Annotated in this window: 22 protein-coding genes and 1 tRNA gene; 11 read left to right on the plus strand and 12 right to left on the minus strand. The window is 31.6% G+C overall.

Annotated elements, in window-relative coordinates; genetic code table 11:
- Positions 1–18 precede the first annotated feature (18 nt).
- Together ybeY and ACM55M_RS01845 are read right to left on the minus strand one after the other, a co-directional pair.
- Positions 19–438 carry an rRNA maturation RNase YbeY gene (gene ybeY, locus ACM55M_RS01840; protein WP_416855770.1) on the minus strand — a complete coding sequence of 140 codons (420 nt, stop codon included), beginning with the start codon at positions 436–438 and terminating at the stop codon, positions 19–21.
- Entirely contained in the window at positions 435–3,737 is a 3,303-nt protein-coding gene (locus ACM55M_RS01845) for a hypothetical protein (protein WP_416855771.1), read from the minus strand. Before ACM55M_RS01845 ends, ybeY begins: the two co-directional genes overlap by 4 nt.
- 154 nt (positions 3,738–3,891) lie before the next feature.
- On the opposite strand from ACM55M_RS01845, the gene gltX reads away from it, so the two are divergent.
- Complete coding sequence (gltX, locus tag ACM55M_RS01850) at positions 3,892–5,403, plus strand: glutamate--tRNA ligase (protein WP_416855773.1); 1,512 nt, start codon at positions 3,892–3,894, stop codon at positions 5,401–5,403.
- Between the two features lie 97 nt (positions 5,404–5,500).
- Here the strand turns inward: gltX and ACM55M_RS01855 are convergent, their stop codons facing one another.
- The gene (locus tag ACM55M_RS01855) at positions 5,501–6,142 is read right to left on the minus strand and encodes an outer membrane beta-barrel protein (protein WP_416855774.1); all 642 of its coding nucleotides are present in this window, start codon (positions 6,140–6,142) and stop codon (positions 5,501–5,503) included.
- A gap of 77 nt (positions 6,143–6,219) precedes the next feature.
- Between ACM55M_RS01855 and ACM55M_RS01860 the strand changes: the two genes are divergently transcribed.
- Positions 6,220–7,206 carry an SPFH domain-containing protein gene (locus ACM55M_RS01860; RefSeq protein ID WP_416855775.1) on the plus strand — a complete coding sequence of 329 codons (987 nt, stop codon included), beginning with the start codon at positions 6,220–6,222 and terminating at the stop codon, positions 7,204–7,206.
- 29 nt (positions 7,207–7,235) lie between these two features.
- On the opposite strand, the gene ACM55M_RS01865 is transcribed toward ACM55M_RS01860, so the two are convergent.
- From ACM55M_RS01865 to ACM55M_RS01880, 4 genes are all read right to left on the minus strand, one after another.
- Positions 7,236–7,532 carry a DUF6327 family protein gene (locus ACM55M_RS01865; protein ID WP_416848612.1) on the minus strand — a complete coding sequence of 99 codons (297 nt, stop codon included), beginning with the start codon at positions 7,530–7,532 and terminating at the stop codon, positions 7,236–7,238.
- A 3-nt stretch (positions 7,533–7,535) separates the two neighbouring features.
- Positions 7,536–7,886, minus strand: a complete 351-nt coding sequence (locus tag ACM55M_RS01870) for a competence protein (protein WP_416842197.1) — start codon at positions 7,884–7,886, stop codon at positions 7,536–7,538.
- A gap of 41 nt (positions 7,887–7,927) precedes the next feature.
- The gene (locus ACM55M_RS01875; protein WP_416855776.1) at positions 7,928–8,260 is read right to left on the minus strand and encodes a YtxH domain-containing protein; all 333 of its coding nucleotides are present in this window, start codon (positions 8,258–8,260) and stop codon (positions 7,928–7,930) included.
- A gap of 307 nt (positions 8,261–8,567) precedes the next feature.
- Positions 8,568–10,670 (minus strand): glutamine--tRNA ligase/YqeY domain fusion protein, encoded by a 2,103-nt coding sequence (locus ACM55M_RS01880; protein WP_416855777.1) that lies wholly within the window; start codon positions 10,668–10,670, stop codon positions 8,568–8,570.
- A gap of 105 nt (positions 10,671–10,775) precedes the next feature.
- On the opposite strand from ACM55M_RS01880, the gene folB reads away from it, so the two are divergent.
- Both folB and ACM55M_RS01890 read left to right on the plus strand, forming a co-directional pair.
- A complete protein-coding gene (gene folB, locus ACM55M_RS01885; RefSeq protein ID WP_416855778.1) occupies positions 10,776–11,135 on the plus strand; it encodes a dihydroneopterin aldolase in 360 nt (119 codons plus the stop codon).
- A 104-nt stretch (positions 11,136–11,239) separates the two neighbouring features.
- A tRNA-Cys gene (locus ACM55M_RS01890) sits at positions 11,240–11,310 on the plus strand.
- 343 nt (positions 11,311–11,653) lie between these two features.
- Here the strand turns inward: ACM55M_RS01890 and ACM55M_RS01895 are convergent.
- The 3 genes from ACM55M_RS01895 to rnr are packed head-to-tail and all read right to left on the minus strand — an operon-like array spanning position 11,654 to position 15,233.
- Positions 11,654–12,331 carry a LysE family translocator gene (locus ACM55M_RS01895; protein ID WP_416855779.1) on the minus strand — a complete coding sequence of 226 codons (678 nt, stop codon included), beginning with the start codon at positions 12,329–12,331 and terminating at the stop codon, positions 11,654–11,656.
- Positions 12,332–12,369: 38 nt separating this feature from the next.
- Positions 12,370–13,035: a head GIN domain-containing protein gene (locus tag ACM55M_RS01900; RefSeq protein WP_416855780.1), complete on the minus strand. Its 666-nt coding sequence runs from the start codon at positions 13,033–13,035 to the stop codon at positions 12,370–12,372.
- Between the two features lie 5 nt (positions 13,036–13,040).
- The gene (rnr, locus tag ACM55M_RS01905; RefSeq protein WP_416855781.1) at positions 13,041–15,233 is read right to left on the minus strand and encodes a ribonuclease R; all 2,193 of its coding nucleotides are present in this window, start codon (positions 15,231–15,233) and stop codon (positions 13,041–13,043) included.
- Positions 15,234–15,352: 119 nt separating this feature from the next.
- On the opposite strand from rnr, the gene ACM55M_RS01910 reads away from it, so the two are divergent.
- The 3 genes from ACM55M_RS01910 to ACM55M_RS01920 all read left to right on the plus strand — a co-directional run bounded on the left by ACM55M_RS01910 (position 15,353) and on the right by ACM55M_RS01920 (position 18,013).
- Positions 15,353–15,586, plus strand: a complete 234-nt coding sequence (locus ACM55M_RS01910) for a DUF2007 domain-containing protein (protein WP_416848600.1) — start codon at positions 15,353–15,355, stop codon at positions 15,584–15,586.
- Between the two features lie 725 nt (positions 15,587–16,311).
- Positions 16,312–16,740, plus strand: coding sequence for a ribose 5-phosphate isomerase B (gene rpiB, locus ACM55M_RS01915; protein ID WP_416855782.1), 429 nt, complete (start codon positions 16,312–16,314; stop codon positions 16,738–16,740).
- Positions 16,741–16,870: 130 nt separating this feature from the next.
- On the plus strand, positions 16,871–18,013 hold the full coding sequence (locus ACM55M_RS01920) for an ATP-binding protein (protein WP_416855783.1): 1,143 nt from the start codon (positions 16,871–16,873) through the stop codon (positions 18,011–18,013).
- Here ACM55M_RS01920 and ACM55M_RS01925 read toward each other — a convergent pair.
- The gene (locus ACM55M_RS01925; protein WP_416855785.1) at positions 17,992–18,261 is read right to left on the minus strand and encodes a DUF1294 domain-containing protein; all 270 of its coding nucleotides are present in this window, start codon (positions 18,259–18,261) and stop codon (positions 17,992–17,994) included. The genes ACM55M_RS01920 and ACM55M_RS01925 overlap by 22 nt on opposite strands.
- Before the next feature lie 170 nt (positions 18,262–18,431).
- Between ACM55M_RS01925 and ACM55M_RS01930 the strand changes: the two genes are divergently transcribed.
- From ACM55M_RS01930 to ACM55M_RS01940, 3 genes are read left to right on the plus strand one after another with little or no spacing between them, the layout of a single operon-like run.
- Complete coding sequence (locus tag ACM55M_RS01930; protein ID WP_416855786.1) at positions 18,432–19,481, plus strand: DNA-binding protein; 1,050 nt, start codon at positions 18,432–18,434, stop codon at positions 19,479–19,481.
- 2 nt (positions 19,482–19,483) lie between these two features.
- Positions 19,484–19,945 carry a type II toxin-antitoxin system death-on-curing family toxin gene (locus ACM55M_RS01935; RefSeq protein WP_416855787.1) on the plus strand — a complete coding sequence of 154 codons (462 nt, stop codon included), beginning with the start codon at positions 19,484–19,486 and terminating at the stop codon, positions 19,943–19,945.
- Positions 19,946–19,990: 45 nt separating this feature from the next.
- Positions 19,991–22,114, plus strand: coding sequence for a Tex family protein (locus ACM55M_RS01940; RefSeq protein ID WP_416855788.1), 2,124 nt, complete (start codon positions 19,991–19,993; stop codon positions 22,112–22,114).
- Between the two features lie 41 nt (positions 22,115–22,155).
- On the opposite strand, the gene tatA is transcribed toward ACM55M_RS01940, so the two are convergent.
- Positions 22,156–22,332: a twin-arginine translocase TatA/TatE family subunit gene (tatA, locus tag ACM55M_RS01945; protein WP_416842210.1), complete on the minus strand. Its 177-nt coding sequence runs from the start codon at positions 22,330–22,332 to the stop codon at positions 22,156–22,158.
- A 331-nt stretch (positions 22,333–22,663) separates the two neighbouring features.
- On the opposite strand from tatA, the gene ACM55M_RS01950 reads away from it, so the two are divergent.
- A complete protein-coding gene (locus tag ACM55M_RS01950) occupies positions 22,664–23,038 on the plus strand; it encodes a peptidase (protein WP_416855789.1) in 375 nt (124 codons plus the stop codon).
- The last annotated feature ends 15 nt before the right edge of the window (positions 23,039–23,053 follow it).

Raw genomic sequence — 23,053 nt, forward strand, 5'->3', positions numbered from 1 at the left:
TTAAATATTAAAAGAGGTTTACTGTTCCACGTGGAACAGCGCTAATTTTTCATCTTCTTTACTGCGCATTAAAAATTCATCCGCCTCGCCTTTGTCTTTATATCCACAGTAGTGTAAAACTCCGTGAACTAAAACACGCTTCAATTCGTCTTCAAAAGGGACGTTAAAATCAACAGCATTGTCTTTCACTCTTTCGATAGAAACAAAAACATCACCGCTTAGCTCATTCCCCATCGTGTAGTCAAAACTAATAATATCCGTTAATGTGTCGTGATTAAGGTATTCAAGATTGATTTTATGCAAATACTCATCGTCGCAAAAGATGTAGTTTATCTCTCCCTCTTTCTTGTTTTCGGAAGCAATAACATTAGACAGCCACAAAGCAATAGCTTCTTCTTTGTCTAAAGTAAAGTCGGTTTCGTAATTAAAATTGATCATTTTTTATTAAAATATTCTTGAACCTTTTGATTAAAATTCGACCGCAAAGGTAAGGATTGTCTATTTAATATTTCTATGCTATTCAAATAATCTAATAAAGCAGCTGGCAGTGCATTAGATTGATTATTAAACTCTTTTTTATTGGTTTCAGATTGACGTTTATTTTCTTCTCCATGTTGCTGTAGCGCCGTATTCAATTTTAACAATTCCTGCTTTACATTTAGAATCTTTTGAAGTGTTTCGTTTTTAAATCCCTTGTTTAATAATTGCTTTTCAATTTGTTTCATTTGTTCCAAAGCACTTTGTCCATTGCCCCCCAAACCTTTTTTATTAAGTTCATTTTGCAAAGCTTCACGCAACTGCTTTTGTTCTTTATAAATCTCCATTATGGATTGGGCATCTCCTTCTCCATCACCATCCTGACTTTCGCCTTTACCCGATTTTCCGTCTTTCCCGCTTTCCCCTTTTGGGCCATCACCAGGTTTTGGACCTTTCTTAATTCCTTCTTTCATCTTCTCTCCCAATCCCTCTTGTTTTTTAATAATATCCGGCAATTGCATTCCTTGTCCTTGACCCGGCTTAGGCTTTCCTGAACCCACTCCAGACAATGACATTTGCATCGTGTTAAGCATATTGCTAAGCATATCAGCCAATTTATTGGCTGCAGCAATCGAATATTGCTGATGGGATAATCCTTTAGGAACCATAGCATCGGACAAACTCTCTAGCGATTTGTCAATATTGTAATGTACGTTGCCTATTTCTTTAGTCACCTCTTCGGCAATTATAGGGTTTCTTAAAGACATCGCAAACAAACTATCGTCAACATGTTTGAACTGCTGTTTTAAATCCTGTTGGATTTTAATGTTTTTATTATAGCCTGGAGAACCGGCTTTATGCCCTTTAAACTGATTCATTAAATCTTCCTGTGACAAAGAAAATGCCAATAAATTGTCCAGAATTTGTCGCAACATAGCAACATCCTCTTGCAGTTCTTCCTTCTCATTTCCTTCCAAAGTTTGTGCCATCTTTGCGGCCATCTCTTTCATCTTTTTCGAGGCGCTTTTTTGATTTGGTTTAGCCTTCGCTTTATTGTCTTTCTTCAATTCCTCTGAAGCTTTCTTTAAATCTTCGTCGATACTTTTTTCTTTAGTGGCATCTTTAGGAAGATCCATCGGGGATTTCAATTCTTTATTTTCCTTTTCTAAATCTTTTAAATCTTCTTGAATCTTATCAAAATCAGCATTGATATTTTCTTGTTTATCCAATTTGTTTTCCTTTTCATCATCGGATAATTTATCTTGCTTTTCAGAAAGCTTGTCTAGTTTATCACCTAATTGTTCTGCTTTCTTTTCTACATAATACTTCTTAGTCAACTCAACTAATTGTTCTAAATTTTTAATTTGGTTTTTACTGTTTTGCTTAAATTTATCTAACTTCGAAAGTAGTTCTTCGTTTTTAATTTTATCATTCAGTTCTTTTAACTCATCCAATAACTTTTGATTTTTATCCAAATCCTTGTCGACTTTATCCATTCGTTTTTGCAACTCTTCTTTTAGCTTATCCTTTTCATCCGTTTTGAATTTATCTAAATTATCTTTCATTTTCTCTGCAAACTGTTTCATCATTTCATCTTGCTGCTTTTGGCGTTTGATGAAATCATTTACTTTCTGTTGATCTTTAAATTCAAGGTTGTCTTTTTCTTTTCCTGTTTTTTGTATTTTTTCAATTTCGGCTATTTGCTTGTCTTGATTTTTTAAGGACTTCTCTAAACCATTAATATTATCATTTTGCTGTTGTAAAACTTCATCTTCTTTCTCTTCATCCGTAGAAACACGATTCGAGAAAACAGAAGATTTTGTGCTTTTAAAATGGTGAATTGCATCGTTGTCATACACTTCAAAATAATAGTCATACGACACTCCTTGCTCAACTGGAAGATTACTTGGGAACGAAAATACAAATTGATCTACTGTAGCTTTTTTAACAGCAATTGTTCCACGTCTGGCAATCTGAGGTTTGTTTCTTTCGTAATACACAATCTGAAGTTTTGACAATCCATAATCATCTGAGATTTGCCCTAAAACATAGTTCCTTCCCACCTTCAAACTGTCTGGCGCATTGTTCACAGTAATCGCTGGAAATTGATCTTTGACAATTGTAAGCTGATAATTCACTTTTTCGTAGTTTTTAACCTTGTCATTCGAAGTAAGAATTTGATAATCTGTGTTTTGAAGTATATTTTTTGATAAAGTAAAGCTGTTCTCAGTTTTCGAAAAGGGAATATTAGACTTTCCGTCCATCCAATCTACTTTTTGTGTCGCTTGCGTATCCATTTTCCAAATTACACGAGTTCCTTCGGGAATAATGGCGTTACCGGTTCCTTTGATGTTCTCTGGTTTTTTATTCAAATAAGAAGGAAAATTCAATTGCATTTCGAAATTAGCAATCGACGGAACCGTAATCACTTTCAATTCATAATCCGATGAAGAAACCGCATTTCCCTCCACGTGGAACAAAACAGCTTCAGAAGGTTTTAAAATTTTAAATTCAAACTCCCCTCCTTTTGTATTTTCCATAAAATAACTTTCATCCCCAATGAAAATCATCACATTCTCAGGAACAACTTTGCCTACTGTTTTGACTTGAAGTATAAAATCTTTTCCTTGTTCCGTTTGCAGATTCGAATTTAAAACCACAAACTTAAAAGGAGCCGGAGGTAAAAAAGCCGAATTGAAATGCACTACTCTATTCAAACTTTGAGAAATCACATTGCTGTTACCGGAAAAATAAAAGAAAGCAAAAAACAAAACAGGAATTAGTGCTAACGGTAAATATTTCTGGTTTGTATTGAAGTTTATGGCCTTCCCAAAAGGGATTGGTTGTAACGCATTGGCTTTTTGTTCAATCGAAGCCACAAGCAATTCCGATTTATTCTGATGATTATCCGAATTTGATAACTGCAGAAAATTCGTCAACTTGTCGCTCACTTCCGTAAAATGATTTCCAATAATAGCCGACGCCTGATTGTAATCAATTCCTTTTTGGAGTTTGAATAATTTAAATATTGGAAATAAAATAAATCGGGACAACAAGTACACTTCCACTCCCACAAAAACCCAAAATAAAATGGTTCTTCCCATTGGCTTAAGCCAAAAAAAATATTCGACAAAAAGCGTAAATAGAAAATACAACAATCCTAAACCAATAAAAAAAATGATTCCTCGTATCAATTCATTGGTATAAAACTTTCGGATAAAAGCTTCCAGTTTCTGATAAATAAAATTTTGATTTTCCAAAACGTAAACTTTGTTTTTTGTAACCAATAAAAGTAATAATTTATATGAATAAAGAAATGTTAAAAAACATCAAACTGATTAATCTTACATTAACTCATTTTCAAATAATCCAATTGAGTAATCGAATTTGTATCTTTGCAAAAAATTTACAGCAATGTCTAAACAAGTTCGTGTGCGTTTTGCACCAAGTCCAACTGGACCTTTACATATTGGCGGAGTACGTACCGCATTATTCAATTATTTATTTGCCAAAAAAAACAATGGTATTTTCTTCTTACGAATTGAAGACACTGATCAAAACCGTTATGTTCCCAGAGCCGAAGAATATATCATCGAAGCACTGGAATGGCTAGGAATAGCACCAGATGAAACCATTGGAAAAAACGAAAAATTTGGTCCATACCGTCAAAGCGAAAGAAAAGATTTATACCACCAATATGCTGATAAATTAATCAATTCCGGTAATGCCTATTATGCTTTTGATACTGCAGAAGCGTTGGACGCAGCAAGAAAATTAGAAGAAGAACAAGGAAAAACCTTTATATACAATCACCACAACAGAGAAAAACTAGACACTTCTTTAGTTATTTCTTCTGAAGAAACTGCCAGAAGAATTGCTGATGGAGAACATTATGTAATTCGTTTTAAAACTCCGGTAAACGAAACCTTACATTTGCATGACATCATTCGTGGAGACGTAAAGTTTGAAACGAGTCTTTTAGATGATAAAGTATTGTTTAAAAGCGATGGAATGCCAACCTATCATTTGGCTAATATTGTAGATGATCATTTAATGGAAACTTCTCATGTAATTCGTGGTGAAGAATGGTTGCCATCAATGCCTTTACACGTTTTATTGTACAGAGCCTTTGGTTGGGAAGCACCCAAATTTGCACATTTACCATTGATTATGAAACCTGTTGGAAACGGAAAATTATCCAAACGTGATGGTGACAAAATGGGATTCCCTGTATTTCCATTGGACTGGAAAACCGCCGAAGGTGTTTCATCAGGTTACAGAGAAAAAGGATTTTTCCCGGAAGCAGTTGTTAACTTCTTAGCTTTATTAGGTTGGAATGATGGAACTGAAAAAGAATTATTCTCACTGGAAGAATTAGTTGAAGCATTTGATTTAAACAGAGTTCACAAAGCTGGAGCTAAATTTGATCCAGAAAAAAACAAATGGTTCAATCATCAATATTTGGTCAAACAAAAAGATGTCGATTTAGCGAAATCCTTTGCTCCTATTGTAGAATCTAAGAATGTTAACCGATATTACTCTTTAGTGGAACTGACAAAGATTGTTTCATTAATCAAAGAACGTGCGCATTTTGTTTCTGAATTTTGGGAATTAAGTGATTTCTTTTTTATGGCTCCAATATCGTATGATGAAAAAGCAAGGAAAAACTGGAAGGAAGAAACGCCAACATTGATGGAAGAATTAATATCTGTTATAGAAGAAATAACTGATTTTACTTCGATGAATATAGAAACTATTGTAAAAGATTGGATGACGAAAAACGAAATTGGAATGGGTAAAGTAATGCAACCGTTTCGTTTGAGTTTGGTGGGCGCCCTAAAAGGTCCTCACCTATTTGATATCGTTGAAGTAATTGGAAAAGACGAAACGATTAACAGAATTCAAAAAGCAATAGCTACTTTATAAAAAAGAACCCTTTCAGTCCCGAAGCTTCGGGATAAAACTCTGAAAAGGTTTAATGATAAAAGGCTTCTTATCCAGATTCAGGATTAGAAGCTTTTTTTTATAAATAAAGAATCAAATCACCATTTATGATTCCTGGATTTCCTTTGAAATTTACTCCTAAATTCTTCGTGTTCAAGTTACCCAGCATATTGTTTATTCCATATTGATAGGAAACATTCAGACGTAAATGACGCACTCCGGCAGTTATTCCTACCGTTGGATAGAAATTAAACTTGGAAATATCCAAAATATCTTTGGCTAATAATGTTGTCCCGGAAATGTTATTGTTTTCATTTTCGTTATCAATTTTAAATTTTCCGTTTACTTGAACCAAAGGTCCAAACTCAACACTCAAATGATTTTCGATCAATTTATAACTCAATTGCAACGATATTTGAGCAGAAGCCAATTTATAATTTACATCCTCATTTGCTGAAAAAAAGTTTTTTGTGGCTACTGAAAAATTATTTTCGCTGAACTGCATTGCGTAAACCATATCCCAATCATTGTAAAAATTTCCTCGCATAGAAAGTCCTGCGTTCCATCCTGTTCTAGGTTTAGTCTGGAAATTATTAGTGTTCAACGTAAATTGATTGACACCAAAACTAATCCCGATTCTGTTAGAATCCCTATAATCATATTGGGCAAAAGCCACTATGGAAATCAAAATAAAAACTGTAGTAAGAAATTTCTTTTTCATAAAATAATATTAAACAAAGGCAAACCTAAAGATTTTTTGTAATTTAACCCTAATTTTTTAACTAATTTATTCATACTATGGACATTCCGTTGATTATTTTTCTTGTATTTGCGTTATTTATTTTACTTTCCTCCTTTTTTACTGTCAAGCAGCAGACCTCTGTTGTAATTGAACGATTCGGTAAATTTTTAAGCATTCGACAATCAGGCCTTCAACTTAAAATTCCTTTAATTGATAGAATTGCCGGACGTGTCAATCTAAAAATCCAACAGTTAGATGTGATCATCGAAACCAAAACGAAAGACAACGTTTTTGTAAAACTAAAAGTTTCAGTTCAATTTATGGTTGTAAAAGAAACCGTTTACGATGCTTTTTACAAATTGGAATATCCACACGATCAAATCACTTCTTATGTGTTTGATGTCGTACGTGCCGAAGTTCCAAAACTAAAATTAGATGATGTTTTCGAAAGAAAAGATGATATTGCCGTTGCTGTAAAAAGAGAATTAAACGAAGCGATGACTACTTATGGTTACACGATTATCAATACATTAGTAACCGATATTGATCCTGATATTCAGGTGAAAAACGCGATGAACAGAATTAATGCTGCAGACAGAGAAAAAACTGTCGCAGAATTTGAAGCTGAAGCATCAAGAATTAGAATTGTTGCCAAAGCAAAAGCAGAAGCAGAAAGCAAACGTTTACAAGGACAAGGTATTGCTGACCAAAGACGTGAAATTGCAAGAGGTCTGGTAGAAAGTGTAGATGTACTAAATAAAGTGGGTATAAACTCTCAGGAAGCTTCGGCTTTGATTGTGGTTACGCAACATTATGATACCCTACAGGCCATTGGCGCAGACACTAACTCCAATTTGATTTTATTGCCCAATTCTCCTCAAGCCGGAAGTGATATGCTGAATAATATGGTAGCTTCATTTTCTGCATCGAATCAAGTGGGCGAAATGATGAAGAAAACCAACAGAAAGCCAAAACCAAAAACAGAGGAACATACTAGTTATCAAGCTCCGCAACCTCCAGAAAATCCTCAAATAGAAATATAATATTTGATTTTTAAAAATAAAAAAGAGGCTTAATTGCCTCTTTTTCTATTCGATAACCAATTTTTAACAAATGGAACCGCTTTCGCAACAAATGGAATAGCTTTCGTGACGTAAGGAATTGCCAGATTGATTAGCGTTCCATAATTACCAGAAAAAGCATTCAAAGAGGAACCTATAACTCCACTTACAATATTTTGCGGAGTAAAACTCTCTTTGGTTTTTTTAATTCCGAAAACGAGTTTTTGATAACTGATTTCTTTTTCAATTTTCAAAATTTCTAGTTCCCTATCAATTTGAGCGTAGGATGAGTATTTTTTGGTTTCCATAATTTAGTCGTTAAAAAATATTTCAGAAAATTTTTCCAGTACCGATCCTTCAAAAAATTTATCCCTAATTGTGAATAGAAGACCTGTTAGCAAAAGATATATTCCTCCAATAATTAAAAATCCTAAACAATAAGAATCTAAATAGTTTCCAATTGCTAAAGCCCCCGCTACAGAACAAAATAATAAAACCATACTAAAACACAAAAAAATCAATGTAAACTTAAGAATCATGGTAGTAGATTTCATTGCTACTTTAAAACCCCATAATTTGTAATAAGAAACATTGCTTTCGATGAAGGCTTGAACTTGTTCCTGTATATTTTCCGTATTTTCTTTTAATTCTTCAAAAGCCATAATTTTATTTTTTTAATACTAATTAGGAGAAGAAACCAATATTATTTCTGAAGTTTGGCGTTTTGTTCTTTCAACTCAGCCAATTTTGATTCTAGAAAAGAAATTACATCTTCAGCTTTATGACTCACATTCGAAATCAAATCATCGTATGTTTCTTGTAAATCATAATTTTTAGTAAAAGCAAGTTTGCTTTTTAATTCATCTGATGCACTCTCGAATTTATGTTTTAAATCTTTTTTGGCGTCATCGTAACCATCTCTAAATTTTTCTCTTGTTCTTGAACCTTTATCAGGAGCAAACAAAATTCCTATCCCAGCTCCAATGGCTGCACCAGTTAATAGAGCAATTAATGTATTTCCTGCGTTATTCGACATGATATTGATTTTTGATTGTTAATAATCTAAAATTACAAATTTTATTTAACATATCGATGTTAACAAGCCGTTAATTTATTTTAAACAACGCTGAAAAACGAAATAAAACTCGCTATTGAAACGAATCTTTAATAGGTATATTAGAACTCGTAAAACTTAAAAAAAAGTTTTAAATCTGATTTATTTAAGCCATTTTTAATTGGTAATTGTTATGATAAGTTTGATTGTAATAATAAATTACAATCATAAAAAAAGCGCCTTATAAAAGACGCTTTTAATCAATAAAATTTATACTGTAGATTTAATTCTAAAATTTTAGTTCGTTTAATAATTCCAAAACTTTTTCAATTTTTTCATTCTTTTTTAATTCTGAAAGCTGAGTTTCGAAAAGATTCAAATTATTCAAATCATTTTGTAAATTTTGAATAGCTAAAATTCTAACAGCTGCCATTTGACTTTTTAATGACATCGTGTATAATTTTGTCAAAGATTCTTCTTCAATATCTTTTACATGTACTTTATTTGAATGATGCAAAATCAAATTAGAAAACAACAATGAGTTATTATCGTTCTTAATATTTTTGACAATAGTCTGAATAATTAAACTGTAGTTATCAATACTTCTTATGTTATCAATAATAGTATTCAATATTAAATTGGCACTATTTTCATCCTTTTCCTTTACATATTTATTGATTTCTTTTTGGGTATTCATCAATAAATTTTCTTCTTTTTTGCCTTTTTCTTCCCAAGCGTCCTTCAATCCAACGGTTCTATTAAAGACAATTTTACCTTCAGTTGTGTCTTTATCAACATTGAAATAACCCAAACGTTGAAACTGGAATTTCTCATCTGATTGTACAGTTGCCAAACTTGGCTCTACAAATCCTTTTACAATTTGTAAAGAATCAGGATTCATAAACTCCAAGAAATTTTTCTCTTTATGACTGTCTGGTGCTTCATCAATAAACAAACGATCGTACAAACGAACTTCCGTTTCAATTGCATGTTTTATAGAAACCCAATGCAAGGTTCCGGCCACTTTTCTTTGACTGGCTTCACTCCCACTTCCGCTTCGGCTGTCTTCATCATAAGTCACGTGAATTTCAGTAATAGTTCCTGCAGCGTCTTTAACGACACTTTCTCCTTTAATGATATAACCATTTTTAAGACGCACATCTCTGCCCAAACTCAAACGAAAAAATTTGGCTGGAGCTTCTTCTAAAAAATCATCTCTTTCAATATATAATTCTCTTGAAAAAGGAACTTTTCTAAATCCTGCACTAACATCTTCTTGATTATTTTCGGCTTCTAACCACTCTTCTTTATCTTCAGGATAGTTTGTAATCACCAATTTTATCGGATCTAAAACCGCCATAACTCTTGGCGCCTTTTTGTTTAAATCTTCGCGTAAACAAAATTCCAAAAGTGAAAAATCAATAATGTTTTCTCTTTTGGCAACACCAATAATATCACAAAACTTACGAATAGAATTGGCTGTATAGCCTCTTCTACGCAATCCTGAGATAGTTGGCATTCTGGGATCATCCCAACCATTTACGATATTTTCCTGAACCAATTGCAATAGTTTTCGCTTGCTCATTACGGTGTAATTCAAGTTCAAACGAGCGAATTCATATTGATGTGGTCTTACTTTTGATTCATCATAAATCTGGTCTAAAAACCAATCGTATAATTCACGGTGCATTACAAATTCAAGTGTGCAAATAGAATGCGAAATTTGCTCTATATAATCACTTTCTCCGTGCGCATAATCATACATGGGATATATATTCCAATCATTTCCAGTTCTGTGATGATGACGGTGCAAAATACGGTACATCAACGGATCACGCATCAACATATTAGTAGATTTCATATCAATCTTGGCACGTAAAACATGACTTCCTTCCGGGAAATCACCGTTTTTCATTCCTTCAAATAAGCTAATATTTTCTTCAATGGAACGGTTTCTATAAGGTCCATCAACTCCAGGTTGTGTTGGCGTTCCTTTTTGAATTGCCATTTCTTCAGAAGATTGACTGTCTATATACGCTTTACCGTTTTTAATCATGGCAACCGCCCATTCGTATAACTGCTTAAAATAATCAGAAGAATACAATTCTTCGGTCCAATTAAAACCCAACCATTTTAAATCTTCTTTTATAGCATCTACATATTCCTGCTCCTCTTTGGCTGGATTAGTATCATCAAAACGCAAGTTAACTGGCGCATTGTACTTTAATCCTAAACCAAAATTTAAGCAAATAGATTTGGCATGACCAATGTGTAAATACCCATTAGGTTCTGGCGGAAAACGAAAACGTAATTTATCTTGTGGAAAACCATTGGATAAACTGTCTTCAATGATTTGTTCTATAAAATGGAGTGATTTTTCTTCGGTTGACATTTTTTTGTTTAATTTTAGCAAAGATAAATAAATGGTTTAAAGTTTACTGTTTAAAGTTACCAGAGATAGCTTTAAACCTAAAAAACTTGAACAAAAAATTAAAAAATGGGATTTATAAAACTTAAAAATATCAGAACCTACTCCTATCATGGTTGTTTGATTGAAGAAGGAAAAATTGGTTCTGATTATTCAGTTGATTTAAAAGTAAAAACAGATTTACGACAATCATCTATTACGGATAACTTGGTTGATACGGTTGATTATGTGTTGTTAAATCAAATTGTGGTTGAAGAAATGGCTATCAGAGCCAACTTATTAGAACATGTTGCACAACGTATCATTACCAGAATTATGAAAGAAGTTCCAGCCATTTCAAGAGTTATTCTGGGTGTTTCAAAATTGAATCCGCCTATTGGTGGTGATGTTGAAGCGGTTACAATAGAAATGGAAGAATATAGAAGTTAAATTAAAAATGTTTCAAAAGGCTTAATAAATATTTTTTAAAATTTTTAAACTTTAAATTTTTAAACTTTAAACTTTTTAGTTACTTTTGCCATCCGTTCAACTACGGCGTCGTGGCCGAGCGGCTAGGCTGGGCTCTGCAAAAGCTCCTACTCCGGTTCGAATCCGGACGATGCCTCTAAAACCTTCAAAGCAATTTGAAGGTTTTTTTATGTCTAAATTTTTAAGAAAAATTAAATAAAGATATAGTTCGAATCCGAACGAAACTCATAACCTTCAAGTAAACTTGGAGGTTTTTTTATAGCTAATTTTTAAGAAAAATATAGAATTTAATACTATTCTTTTAAAACTTAAATGAACTTATATTCCTTAAATAGTTTGGAATTTTCAACATATAAGGAATGTAAGTTCATTTAAGAAATGCTGTAATTATTCAATTTGTTAGAAAAAAAAAAGTCTAAATCTGAATATTTCTATCGGATTTAGACTTTTTTTATTTTTTGAAATAAAAACGTATTTACTTATTTTTCAATCTTCTCAAATGCATTTTTCATCATTTCTTTTTCCTTTGGGAACCATCCTTGTGTGATTAAAACTATTCCGAAAACCATCATAACAATGCTGATTCCTTTCTTAATTTTAAGAATATTGTTGGGTGTTAATTTAGTTTTTAATTGTTTGGCCAGTAGTATTTTAATACAATCAATTATTAAGTAAGATACAATTACAGTAACAAAAAAAGTTATCATTCTGGACGTTTGCATTTCTAGTTTTGGTCCTACAGAAATAATAATCGCCAACCAAAAGCCAAGAACTCCAATATTTATAATATTTAATAAAAAACCTTTTAAAAAAAGACCTGCATAATTCTTTCTTATAATCTCATTGTCTATTTCATCTGTATTTACTTTTTCTTCTTTTTTTAATAGTACAAAAGAAATGATGCCATAAACTAACATCAAGATTCCACCAAAAATAAAAAGGGCAGGTTTATCTTTTAAACTTTGAATTAATCTGTAACTGCCTAAATATGCAATTGTAATAAAAACAATATCCCCTAAAACAACTCCTAAATCAAAAACTAAAGCTGCTCTAAATCCTTTGATAATACTAGTTTCAAGCAGTATAAAAAATACAGGACCAACCATAAAACTTAAAAAAATTCCCCAGGGAATACCGGATAAAATATCGTTTATCATTAAAAATTAAAATTTATCAGAATAGAAATGCAAAACTATTATTTTTCTAGGATTGTTCCACCAATAAAAACTTCTTTATTAATTTGTTTTGGTTTTCCATAAATGTAAATAGAGCCTCCGGCCTTCACTTTTGCATCAACTAATGTAGTTGCATATATTTCAGATTTTCCGCCCGCAGCAACGCTTATTGATGTTTGAGTCGTATGTAAATTGGTTGCTTTTAGAATTCCACCTGATGTAATGACTACATCTTGATTTGTGGCTTTACCTGATACATTGATTATTCCTCCTGCACTAGCCTTTACATTCACTTTGTCAACATCTATTTTAATCTTTATCTCTGCTCCTGATTTTGCATTTAAATCTAACATTGTTTGTTTAAAATCAGTTTCACTTGAAACAGAACTTCCTTCGCTTGCACTGATACTTTCAATACTATTAAAATACAATTTTACTACAATGTTGTTTCCAGATAGTAATTGTGGAAAAGGCATTCTTATTTTTAATTCTCCATTTTTATTAACCGTTTCAACTTCATCTGCTCTGTCTCCCGTAATAACAACTTTATTTTCTGTGGATGAAATTAATTTTACAGTAATTTTATCAAATACTTTAACTTCATCAAAATCTCCTAAATTTCTGCTTACCTGTGCATTTGTTATTTGGCTTAAAAATACAAAGGCAATAATCACTAATTTTTTCATTTTTTTTATTTAATTGGTTCTTCAATTCTTCTTAAAAAATTAAAATCTAGTTGTTTTTTAACTAAATCGGCATTTTTTACTTTAACGTAAATTTCATCTCCTAATTGTAATAGTTTACCAGAAGTTGCGCCAGTTAGTGCATATTGTTTTTCGTCAAATGTGTAATAATCATCTTTTATATCGCGTATTCTACACATTCCTTCACATTTATTCTCTATAATTTCTACATAAATTCCCCATTCAGTCACACCAGAAATTACTCCTAAAAATTCCTGATCTTGATGATCTTGCATGTATTTTACCTGCATGTATTTGATAGAATCCCGTTCTGCATTGGTAGCTAAACCTTCCATAGTTGAAGAATGAACACATTTAGTTTCATACGTTTCTTCATCAGCTGATTTTCCTCCATCAAGATAATGCTGTAACAATCGATGCACCATCACATCTGGATAACGACGAATTGGTGATGTAAAATGCGAATAATAATCAAAAGCTAATCCGTAATGTCCTATGTTATCAGTAGAATATTTGGCTTTACTCATACTTCTAATCGCAAGAGTATCAATTAAATTCTGTTCTTTTTTACCATTCACTTCTTCCATCAACGCATTCAATGATTTAGAAATATCGCCTTTATTACGGAAATCTATTTTGTAACCAAACTTTGCAATTACCGTTTGCATAGCAATTAATTTATCTTCGTTTGGTTCATCGTGAATTCTATAAATGAAAGTTTTCTTTTGTTTTCCAATGAATTCTGCTACTTTTTTATTGGCCAAAAGCATGAATTCTTCAATCAGATGATTGGCATCTTTAGAAACTTTAAAATAAACTCCTTGAGGTTCTCCAGCTTCATCTAAATTGAATTTCACTTCCACTTTATCAAAAGAAATGGCTCCATCAGCCATTCTTCTTTTTCTAAAAATTTTAGCTAATTCATCCATTTTTAAAGTCGCTGAGACAATTTCTTTCGAAACTTGATAAGAACTTCCAGTTATTGAAATTTCTTCCGGAATCACATCGTCTTTCGTTTCTATGATATACTGCGCTTCTTCATAAGAAAAACGCTGATCAGAAAAAATTACAGTTCTACCAAACCATTGATTGACTACCTGAGATTTTTCGGTGATTTCGAATATAGCTGAAAATGTATATTTTTCTTCATTTGGACGCAACGAACAAGCAAAATTTGATAATACTTCCGGTAACATGGGTACTACCCTATCTACTAAATAAACAGAAGTCGCTCTTTGATACGCTTCATCATCCAGGATGGTTCCTTCTTCAAGATAATACGAAACATCGGCAATGTGAATACCAATTTCGTAATTGCCATTTTCTAATTTTTTAAATGATAAGGCATCATCAAAATCTTTGGCATCTTTTGGATCAATTGTAAAAGTCAACGTGTCGCGCATATCACGACGTTTGGCAATTTCACTTGCTTCTATCGATGTATCTATTTTTTGGGCATAAGTTTCTACTTCTATAGGAAATTCAGCTGGCAAACCATATTCAGCAAGAATAGCATGAATCTCCGTATCGTGTTCTCCTGGTTTCCCTAAAACTTTTATTACAGAACCAAAAGGGCTATCTGCTCTAGCTGGCCAATCCTCAATATGAACCAAAACTACATCTCCTTGCTCCGCCTCGCCTATTTTATCTTTTGGAATAAAAATATCAGTATACATTTTTGGATTGGCAGTAGAAACAAAAGCAAAATTAGCTTGAATGTCAATAACACCAACAAAATCAGTTTTATTTCTTTCAATCACTTCAATCACTTCCCCTTCAGGTCGTTTTCCTTTTCTTCGATTGTAAACATATACTCTTACAATATCTTTATCTAAAGCGTGATTTAAATTATTGGTTGGAATAAAAACATCTTCTTCTAAATCGGAACAAACAAAATAGGCTGTTTTACGACCAGTCATATCAATCTTACCTTCGTAATAATCTTTGCTTACCGCTTTTACTAAATATTTCCCCGGTTCAGATTCTATAATTTTATCCTGAGAGGCCAGAATCTTCAAATCTTTTATGATTTGATTTCGACTTTCGGTGTCATCGAGTTCCAGTTTTGCTCCTATTTGTTTATAATTGAATGCTTTATTAGCACTTTGCGACAATATTTTTAATATTTTATCAGAGAAATCTTTCTCTTTTTTGATCGGCTTTCTTAATCTTTTACTCATACTTCTTTTCTTATAGCGCATAAAATTACGAAATAGTTAATCGTTATCAATAACCAGCTAACAGTTTTAAAGAAAATATAACTTTACAGAATAGTTGTATCTTTATAAAAACAATCAAAATGGAAGATTTTCAAACAATTGCAATTTTTAATTATTCGCATGAAATTGTTGTTCTAAAGCATATTTTAGATCAAGAAGGAATTTCTTATTTTTTTGAAAATGAAATGACTTTATCCGTTGCTCCATTTTATTCAAATGCTTTAGGTGGAATTAAGTTAAAAGTACATTTAAACGATTTTGAAAAGGTTCAGGAAATTTTAGATCGTTTGAATAACAATCTAACCATCGTTTAATTCAATTTGAAAGTTTTATTTTTTTTAAGTTGTCAACATATATTAATATAAACAAAAAGAAAAATTAAATTTAAATTATTTTTTGGTTGTTATTATAGCTTGTTAATAGCTACAATAAATTTATTTCAAAAGGTATTGGAATGAAGTTTAAAGTTGTTATACCGACTTATCAACAATGCTATTTTAAGGTAAAGGTTTAGTTTTAAAGTGTTTTTAGATTTTAATTAACAATGGTTAATAATTCAAATAGAATTGATTTTGTAAATAAGTACTTTTTAGATTTTTGTTAACAAACTGTTTTTTTATACTGATAACTATTCTAAAAATTCAACAAACAAAATTAGGATTTTTAATGTGGGTTTTGGATTACTTATTTTTAAGTTAGAACCAAAAAAAACTTCTAATATTCTATCCAAAGTTATGAACATGTTTTGTTAATTTAAAGTTAACTGAATATCAAGTAATTGCGTTTAGCTATTAACAATGTAAAAAATTAACATTTTTAATATAATATATATATTGATTCACAGCTATTTATATATTTATTAAAATTGTTAATAACACCTAATCAAATAGCATTCTGATAGTTATGGCATTTACAATTTGCTTTGATTTTTAAAGATTTATTTGAATTGAGTTATTCTATTAAAGAAAGCGATATTTAAATTCAATAAAACTAAATTTCTTTATTTAAATTTGCACCACACAACTTATATATAGTAAAAATGAAAATATCCATAGGAAACGATCACGCTGGTCCAGAATACAAAAAAGCAATCGTTGAAATGCTTAAAGTAAAAGGACATAAAGTAACTAATTACGGAACAGATTCTGCAGATAGTGTAGATTATCCTGATTTTGGACGTCCGGTTGCCATAGATGTTTCTGAAGGGAAAGCTGATTTTGGAATTGTTATTTGCGGAAGCGGTAACGGAATTTCAATGACAGTAAATAAACAGTCTAATGTACGTGCTGCTTTATGCTGGATGAAAGAAATTGCAGTATTAGCTCGCCAACATAATGACGCTAATATTATCAGTATTCCTGCACGTTACACTTCAATTCCACAAGCAGTAGAAATGGTGGAAACTTTCTTAAATACAGAATTTGAAGGTGGAAGACACCAAACAAGAGTGGATAAAATTTCTTGTTAGACTCTTTTTATTGACTGAATTTATATTAATTCAGTCAGTGCGTTGACTGAATTAATGTAAATTCAGTCAGTACGTTGACTGAATTACTATTTTTTGATTATATTTGGTTTATGTTTCTAAATCAAATAGAATGGAAAATTATTTAAAAAGAGCGCTATTTCAAGATTTTGGTAAAAAAGTACTTCCTAATAAAGTATTGATTTTACTGGGCGCTCGTCGTGTTGGGAAAACTGAATTAATAAAAAATTACCTTCAAACCATTCCGGACGGAAGTTATTTACAACTGAACGGAGAAGATATCAATGACGCTAATTTACTTAAAGAGCGTTCCGTAGCGAATTACAAGCGATTATTACATACTATTGATTTATTGGTTATAGATGAAGCCCAAACTATTGCTGATATTGGACTTATTCTAAAACTAATTGTGGATTCTATTGAAGGAATCAAAATCATTGCTACCGGTTCCTCTATATTTGATTTAAACAATACTCTTGGCGAACCATTGGTAGGACGAAAAAACACCTTATATCTTTTTCCATTGGCACAAATGGAATATTCCCAATACGAAAATTACAAACAAACTACCGAAAAATTAGAGGAAAGATTACTTTTTGGAAGTTACCCGGAATTGATTCAATATTCAAATTGGGAGGATAAAAAAGAGTATTTGTATGAAATTATTAATTCCTATTTACTGAAAGATATTTTAGTATTTGAAGGTATTAAACATTCTGATAAAATTTATGATTTGTTGCGTTTGATAGCGTATCAATTAGGTAAAGAAGTTTCGTTGCAGGAATTAGCAAACCAGTTGCAAATGTCAAAAAATACTGTTACTAATTATTTAGATTTGCTTTCTAAAGTATTTATTATCTTTAAAGTAGAAGGGTTCAGTCGCAATCTTCGAAAGGAAATTGTGAAATCCAGCCGTTGGTATTTTTATGATAATGGTATTAGAAATGGCATTATCAATAATTTCAATCGAATGGATTCGAGAAATGATGTAGGCGATTTATGGGAAAATTATCTTGCTTCAGAAAGAGTAAAAAAGCAAAATTATCAAAAAATAAAAACAAATAATTACTTTTGGCGTACGTATGATCAACAAGAATTAGATTGGTTAGAGGAAAAAGCGTCTACTTTAGCCGGTTTTGAGTTTAAATGGAATGAAAATAAAAAGACAAAAATTCCAACTGCTTTCGCAAAAGCCTATCCTGAAGCAACTTTTGAAGTAATCAACAAGAGTAATTATTTAGATTTTATAACATAGAAATACGCTATAATAACCTGCAGTATACCAATTAAAAAAAACTTCCATAAAAAAGACATTTTTGAAGTTTTATGTCGGAAAACCAGCATCGCTAGTCCAGAACCAATTGTCCCTCCGATTACAGTCGTAAGCAATAAATTACGTTCTGAAATGCGCCATTTTTGCTGTATAGCCAGCCGTTTGTCAACTCCTATTATTGAAAAAGACACCAAGTTAATAAATGGAATATACCAAAATATAAAAGACATAAATAAGGAGTTTTGACTCAAAGGTAGTACTTTAGCAGGTATAAAAATTAACAAAATAATGATTCTAATTCAGAAGAAATAGAATCTAATTTTTTATAAAAGAGGATGGTTGAAGGAAATTGCTATTGTCATATGGCTTATTAAAAGAGATATTATTTAAAGTATTAAAAATGAAAGATTTAACAAATTCACAGATAGACCGAAAAAATGTACTGAATAACAATATGGCTATCAAAGAAATATATAACCAATTAGGTTTTACGGGAATATATTTCGAGAATAAATACCGATTTACACTCAATCAGGTTGCTAAATTTTATGAAGTTGATACCAGAACAATTGAACGTATTTTACAAGATAACAATCAAGAGTTGCAACATGCCGGTTATGAAATTTTTAGAGGAGTTAAACTCAAAACGTTTAAAGACTTTATAAATCAACTGACCGACATTGATGTCGGCCAGTTAATGCAAGATAATGATAATGAATTGGTTGGAAAAAGAGCTACAAGTTTATCAGTATTTACTTTTAAAACTTTACTTAATATTGGGATGCTCTTACAAACTTCAGAAAAGGCCAAAGAAGTCAGAACATTTATGTTAAATGTTGTAATAGATGTATTAAATAAAAAATTGGGAGGTCCTACCAAATTCATTAATCAAAGAGAAGAAGAATTTGTTCCTGCCGCTATAAGAGAAATAAATTATAGAAAAGAATTTACTAATGCGGTTGATTTATGTATTACGAGCAATAAGTTTAAATATGGGCAATTAACGGACAAAATATATAAAAGTATTTTCAAAGAAAACGCTAAAGAGTACCGTAAAGTTCTTGATTTAAAAACTAAAGAAAGTGTAAGAGCCACTATGTATTCTGAGGTATTAGATTTAATATCAAGTTATGAAAATGGTTTTGCAGAATTTTTAAAAGATCAATTTGATCTTAATAAAAAACAATTCTCTTTATCAGAAGCCCATGAAGTATTCTCTAATTTCGAAAAACTAACCAATAAAATTTATGAACCATTAAGAGAAAAAGCAAGAAGCTTGATGGCAAGCAGAGATATGGCTTTTAGAGACGCTTTACATGAAAAATTAAAAGATTATGTAAGTACAGTAAGTACAGAAGATTTTAATAAATTTTTAGGAGAGAAAAGTCAAGCATTGGAGGAAAGATTAAAAGAAAATATTGATGTGTTCAAAAGATTAAAAGACCGCTAGTTATGGAGTACTTTTATTTGGATATGACGCATGCCATTAAAGAACAAGATTTTATTATTGAAAATAGTGGAGGTAAAAAAGGAATCATAAATATTGGTTTAGTTGACAGTGTTTTAGAACACATTAAAAATGATTGGTATTATCCGGAATTTGAAAATAAAGTTTGTCATTTATTTTATTCAATAAATAAAAATCATGCCTTTGAAGATGGAAATAAAAGGACATCTATTGTTTTGACTGCCTATTTTTTAGAGATAAATGGATTTGATTTCAAAGTAAGTTACTTTATCAGGGAAATGGAAAATATTGCAGTTCATGTAGCTGATAATAGAATTGATAAAAATTTATTACAAGAAATCATTACATCGATTCTATATGAAAATGACTATGATGAAGAACTTCAACTAAAAATAGTAAATGCAATATATTTAGAAGAGATCGACCAAGAAGAAACAGAATTTTAAACACCTATTTAGGATAAAGTATCCTAATAAAAGAATTAATACACAATGACCAATATACAATTTATTGCTAAAACTGCTGCCACAGCAGCAATTAATATTCAAAAAACCGTTCAATTATTACAAGAAGATTGTACCATTCCATTTATTTCCCGATATCGAAAAGATACAACGGGAAATCTTGATGAAGTACAAATAGAACAAATTGCAAAGCTTCAAAAAGAATATGAAGTGATTGTAAAACGCAAAGAAGCGATTTTAAAATCCATTACCGAACAAAATGCACTTTTGCCGGAATTAGAGAAAAAAATCCAGCAAAGTTTTGATTTACAGGAACTGGAAGATTTTTATTTGCCTTTCAAAAAGAAGAAAAAAACCAAAGCTGATGTCGCTCGTGAAAATGGATTAGAGCCTTTGGCAAAAATTATCATGGCACAAAATAATGATGCTATCGATTTTATTTCTTCCAAATATTTGAATGAAAACGTCATCAATGAAGATGCCGCTTTACAGGGCGCCAGAGATATTATTGCGGAATGGATTAATGAAAATATTTATGTTCGAAAACAACTCCGAAAATTGTACGAACGCAAAGCAATCATTACCACCAAAGTAGTAAAAACAAAAAAAGACGAAGAAGCAGCACAGAAATTCAATCAATATTTTGAATGGTCAGAACCGTTGACTAAAGCACCATCCCATCGATTATTAGCTATGCTTCGTGCCGAAAATGAAGGTTTTATCAAGTTTAAAGTAGAAGTTGATATTGATGAAGCGTATGATATTATTGATACCTTAATCCTAAAAAGCCAAAATAGCACAACACCTCACGTACAATTAGCCATCGAAGACAGTTACAAACGATTGTTGCATCCGGCAATTTCAAATGAAGCTTTGCAAGAGGCAAAAGGGAAGGCTGATGCCAATTCTATTCAGGTTTTTGCGAATAATCTGGGACAGTTATTATTGGCACCGCCTTTGGGCGAAAAAAGAATTTTGGCGATTGATCCAGGATTTAGAAGTGGCTGTAAAATTGTTTGTCTGGATGAAAAAGGGGATTTGTTATATAATGAAACCATTTATCCGCATGCGCCTCAAAAAGAGGAAGCGATGGCCATGAAAAAAATCCGTTCGATGGTCAATTCTTATAAAATTGATGCGATTTCCATAGGAAACGGAACGGCTTCACGTGAAACGGAATTCTTCATAAAGAAAATAGCTTTTGATAAACCCGTTCAAGTTTTCATCGTTTCTGAGGCCGGAGCATCGGTTTATTCCGCATCCAAAATTGCGAGAGAGGAGTTCCCAGATTATGATGTTACGGTTCGTGGTTCGGTTTCTATCGGGCGACGATTGAGTGATCCATTGGCCGAATTGGTGAAAATTGACCCGAAAGCAATTGGCGTAGGCCAGTACCAACATGATGTGGATCAAAATAAGTTAAAAGAAGAATTAGATAATACAGTGATTCGCTGTGTGAATTCCGTTGGGATAAATATCAACACGGCGAGTAAACATTTGCTGAGTTATGTGAGTGGAATAGGAGAGAAGCTGGCCGAAAATATTGTACAATATCGCTCGGAAAACGGTCCTTTTCAAGACCGAAAACAATTGAAAAAAGTGCCGAGATTGGGTGAAAAGGCGTATCAGCAAGGAGTTGCTTTTATCCGAATTTCGAATGCTAAAAATCCTTTGGACAATTCAGCGGTTCATCCGGAAGCATATGGAATTGTGGAAAAAATGGCAAAAGATTTGAAATTGACGGTAAATGATTTGATTGCCAACAAAGAAAAAACGGCGTTAATAAAACCAGAAAATTACATTACTGCGGAAATAGGTTTGTTAGGTTTAAAAGACATTATTAAAGAACTCGAAAAACCAGGATTAGATCCAAGAAAAACGGTAACTGTTTTCGAATTTGATCCGAATGTAAAAACCATAAAAGATGTAAAATCAGGAATGATTTTACCGGGAATTGTGAATAACATTACCAATTTTGGTTGTTTTGTTGATATTGGAGTAAAAGAAAGTGGTTTGGTTCACATCTCGCAGTTAAAAGTTGGTTTTGTAAGCGATGTAAATGAAGTAGTGAAATTACACCAACATGTACAGGTAAAAGTAACGGAAGTGGATGAAGAAAGAAAACGTATTCAGTTAACAATGATTATTTAAACTATAAAAAAAGGCTTTTCAAATTATGAAAAGCCTTTTTTTTATTTTATTTCTTCTTCTTCTTTTTTATCAGCTGGCTGATTGTCTTTGGCTGCGTTTTTGAATTCTTTAATTCCGCTTCCTAGACCTTTCATTAGTTCTGGAATTTTTTTACCTCCAAAAAGTAATAAAACGATCGCCAATATAACAAGGATTTCTGTAACACCTATTCTTCCCATGATTGAATAATTTATTGCCGAAGCAAATTTGTAATAAAACTGTCTACAAAGGTAATTAGAATAACTTGATATGAATTCATTTTAAGGCAATTATTTGGTTTCAATAACGTTAAAAATTTATTAAATCAAATTTACACTTTCATAAAACAGGATCAAAGGGCACAAATAGAATCCATACTATAAATTGATTATATTTGTTCAATAATCAAATTGTATGTCCGGGAAAAGACAGAAACGAAAAAAACTCAAGGAAAATTTATTCAATAAAAGACGTTTAATAATTTTAAACGAAGATACTTTTGAGGAAACTTTTTCTTTAAAACTTAATCTAATGAATGTTTTTGTTGTTGCCACTTTGGGAGCAATATTTATAATAACAATTACCACTTTTATCATTGCTTTTACACCTTTACGTGAATTTATTCCAGGATATTCTTCAACTAAACTTAAAAAAGATGCCACGCAATTGGCTTTAAAAGCAGATTCTTTGTCTTTTGCTTTAAAGAAAAATGAAGCCTACATCAAATCCATTCAAAAAGTATTAACTGGAGAATTGGAATACGCAAAATTCAACAAAGACTCTATCCTTGCAGCAACTGAAGAAGTCCAATCCCCAGTAAATTTATCTGCTTCAAAAAAGGAAATGGAATTAAGAGCACAAGTGGAAAAAGAAGAAAAAGAAACGATTTCCAAAAAATCAAAGTAAAAATTCACCTATCTT

The sequence above is a fragment of the Flavobacterium galactosi genome, assembly GCF_048158585.1.
Classification (GTDB): Bacteria; Bacteroidota; Bacteroidia; order Flavobacteriales; family Flavobacteriaceae; genus Flavobacterium; species Flavobacterium galactosi.

Bases quoted from the DNA above. Each gene is read 5' to 3' on its own strand.
- ybeY (WP_416855770.1), bottom strand. From the start codon at position 438: ATGATCAATTTTAATTACGAAACCGACTTTACTTTAGACAAAGAAGAA.
- gltX (WP_416855773.1), top strand. From the start codon at position 3,892: ATGTCTAAACAAGTTCGTGTGCGTTTTGCACCAAGTCCAACTGGACCT.
- ACM55M_RS01855 (WP_416855774.1), bottom strand. From the start codon at position 6,142: ATGAAAAAGAAATTTCTTACTACAGTTTTTATTTTGATTTCCATAGTG.
- ACM55M_RS01860 (WP_416855775.1), top strand. From the start codon at position 6,220: ATGGACATTCCGTTGATTATTTTTCTTGTATTTGCGTTATTTATTTTA.
- ACM55M_RS01865 (WP_416848612.1), bottom strand. From the start codon at position 7,532: ATGGAAACCAAAAAATACTCATCCTACGCTCAAATTGATAGGGAACTA.
- ACM55M_RS01870 (WP_416842197.1), bottom strand. From the start codon at position 7,886: ATGGCTTTTGAAGAATTAAAAGAAAATACGGAAAATATACAGGAACAA.
- ACM55M_RS01875 (WP_416855776.1), bottom strand. From the start codon at position 8,260: ATGTCGAATAACGCAGGAAATACATTAATTGCTCTATTAACTGGTGCA.
- ACM55M_RS01880 (WP_416855777.1), bottom strand. From the start codon at position 10,670: ATGTCAACCGAAGAAAAATCACTCCATTTTATAGAACAAATCATTGAA.
- folB (WP_416855778.1), top strand. From the start codon at position 10,776: ATGGGATTTATAAAACTTAAAAATATCAGAACCTACTCCTATCATGGT.
- ACM55M_RS01895 (WP_416855779.1), bottom strand. From the start codon at position 12,331: ATGATAAACGATATTTTATCCGGTATTCCCTGGGGAATTTTTTTAAGT.
- ACM55M_RS01900 (WP_416855780.1), bottom strand. From the start codon at position 13,035: ATGAAAAAATTAGTGATTATTGCCTTTGTATTTTTAAGCCAAATAACA.
- rnr (WP_416855781.1), bottom strand. From the start codon at position 15,233: ATGAGTAAAAGATTAAGAAAGCCGATCAAAAAAGAGAAAGATTTCTCT.
- ACM55M_RS01910 (WP_416848600.1), top strand. From the start codon at position 15,353: ATGGAAGATTTTCAAACAATTGCAATTTTTAATTATTCGCATGAAATT.
- rpiB (WP_416855782.1), top strand. From the start codon at position 16,312: ATGAAAATATCCATAGGAAACGATCACGCTGGTCCAGAATACAAAAAA.
- ACM55M_RS01920 (WP_416855783.1), top strand. From the start codon at position 16,871: ATGGAAAATTATTTAAAAAGAGCGCTATTTCAAGATTTTGGTAAAAAA.
- ACM55M_RS01925 (WP_416855785.1), bottom strand. From the start codon at position 18,261: ATGTCTTTTATATTTTGGTATATTCCATTTATTAACTTGGTGTCTTTT.
- ACM55M_RS01930 (WP_416855786.1), top strand. From the start codon at position 18,432: ATGAAAGATTTAACAAATTCACAGATAGACCGAAAAAATGTACTGAAT.
- ACM55M_RS01935 (WP_416855787.1), top strand. From the start codon at position 19,484: ATGGAGTACTTTTATTTGGATATGACGCATGCCATTAAAGAACAAGAT.
- ACM55M_RS01940 (WP_416855788.1), top strand. From the start codon at position 19,991: ATGACCAATATACAATTTATTGCTAAAACTGCTGCCACAGCAGCAATT.
- tatA (WP_416842210.1), bottom strand. From the start codon at position 22,332: ATGGGAAGAATAGGTGTTACAGAAATCCTTGTTATATTGGCGATCGTT.
- ACM55M_RS01950 (WP_416855789.1), top strand. From the start codon at position 22,664: ATGAATGTTTTTGTTGTTGCCACTTTGGGAGCAATATTTATAATAACA.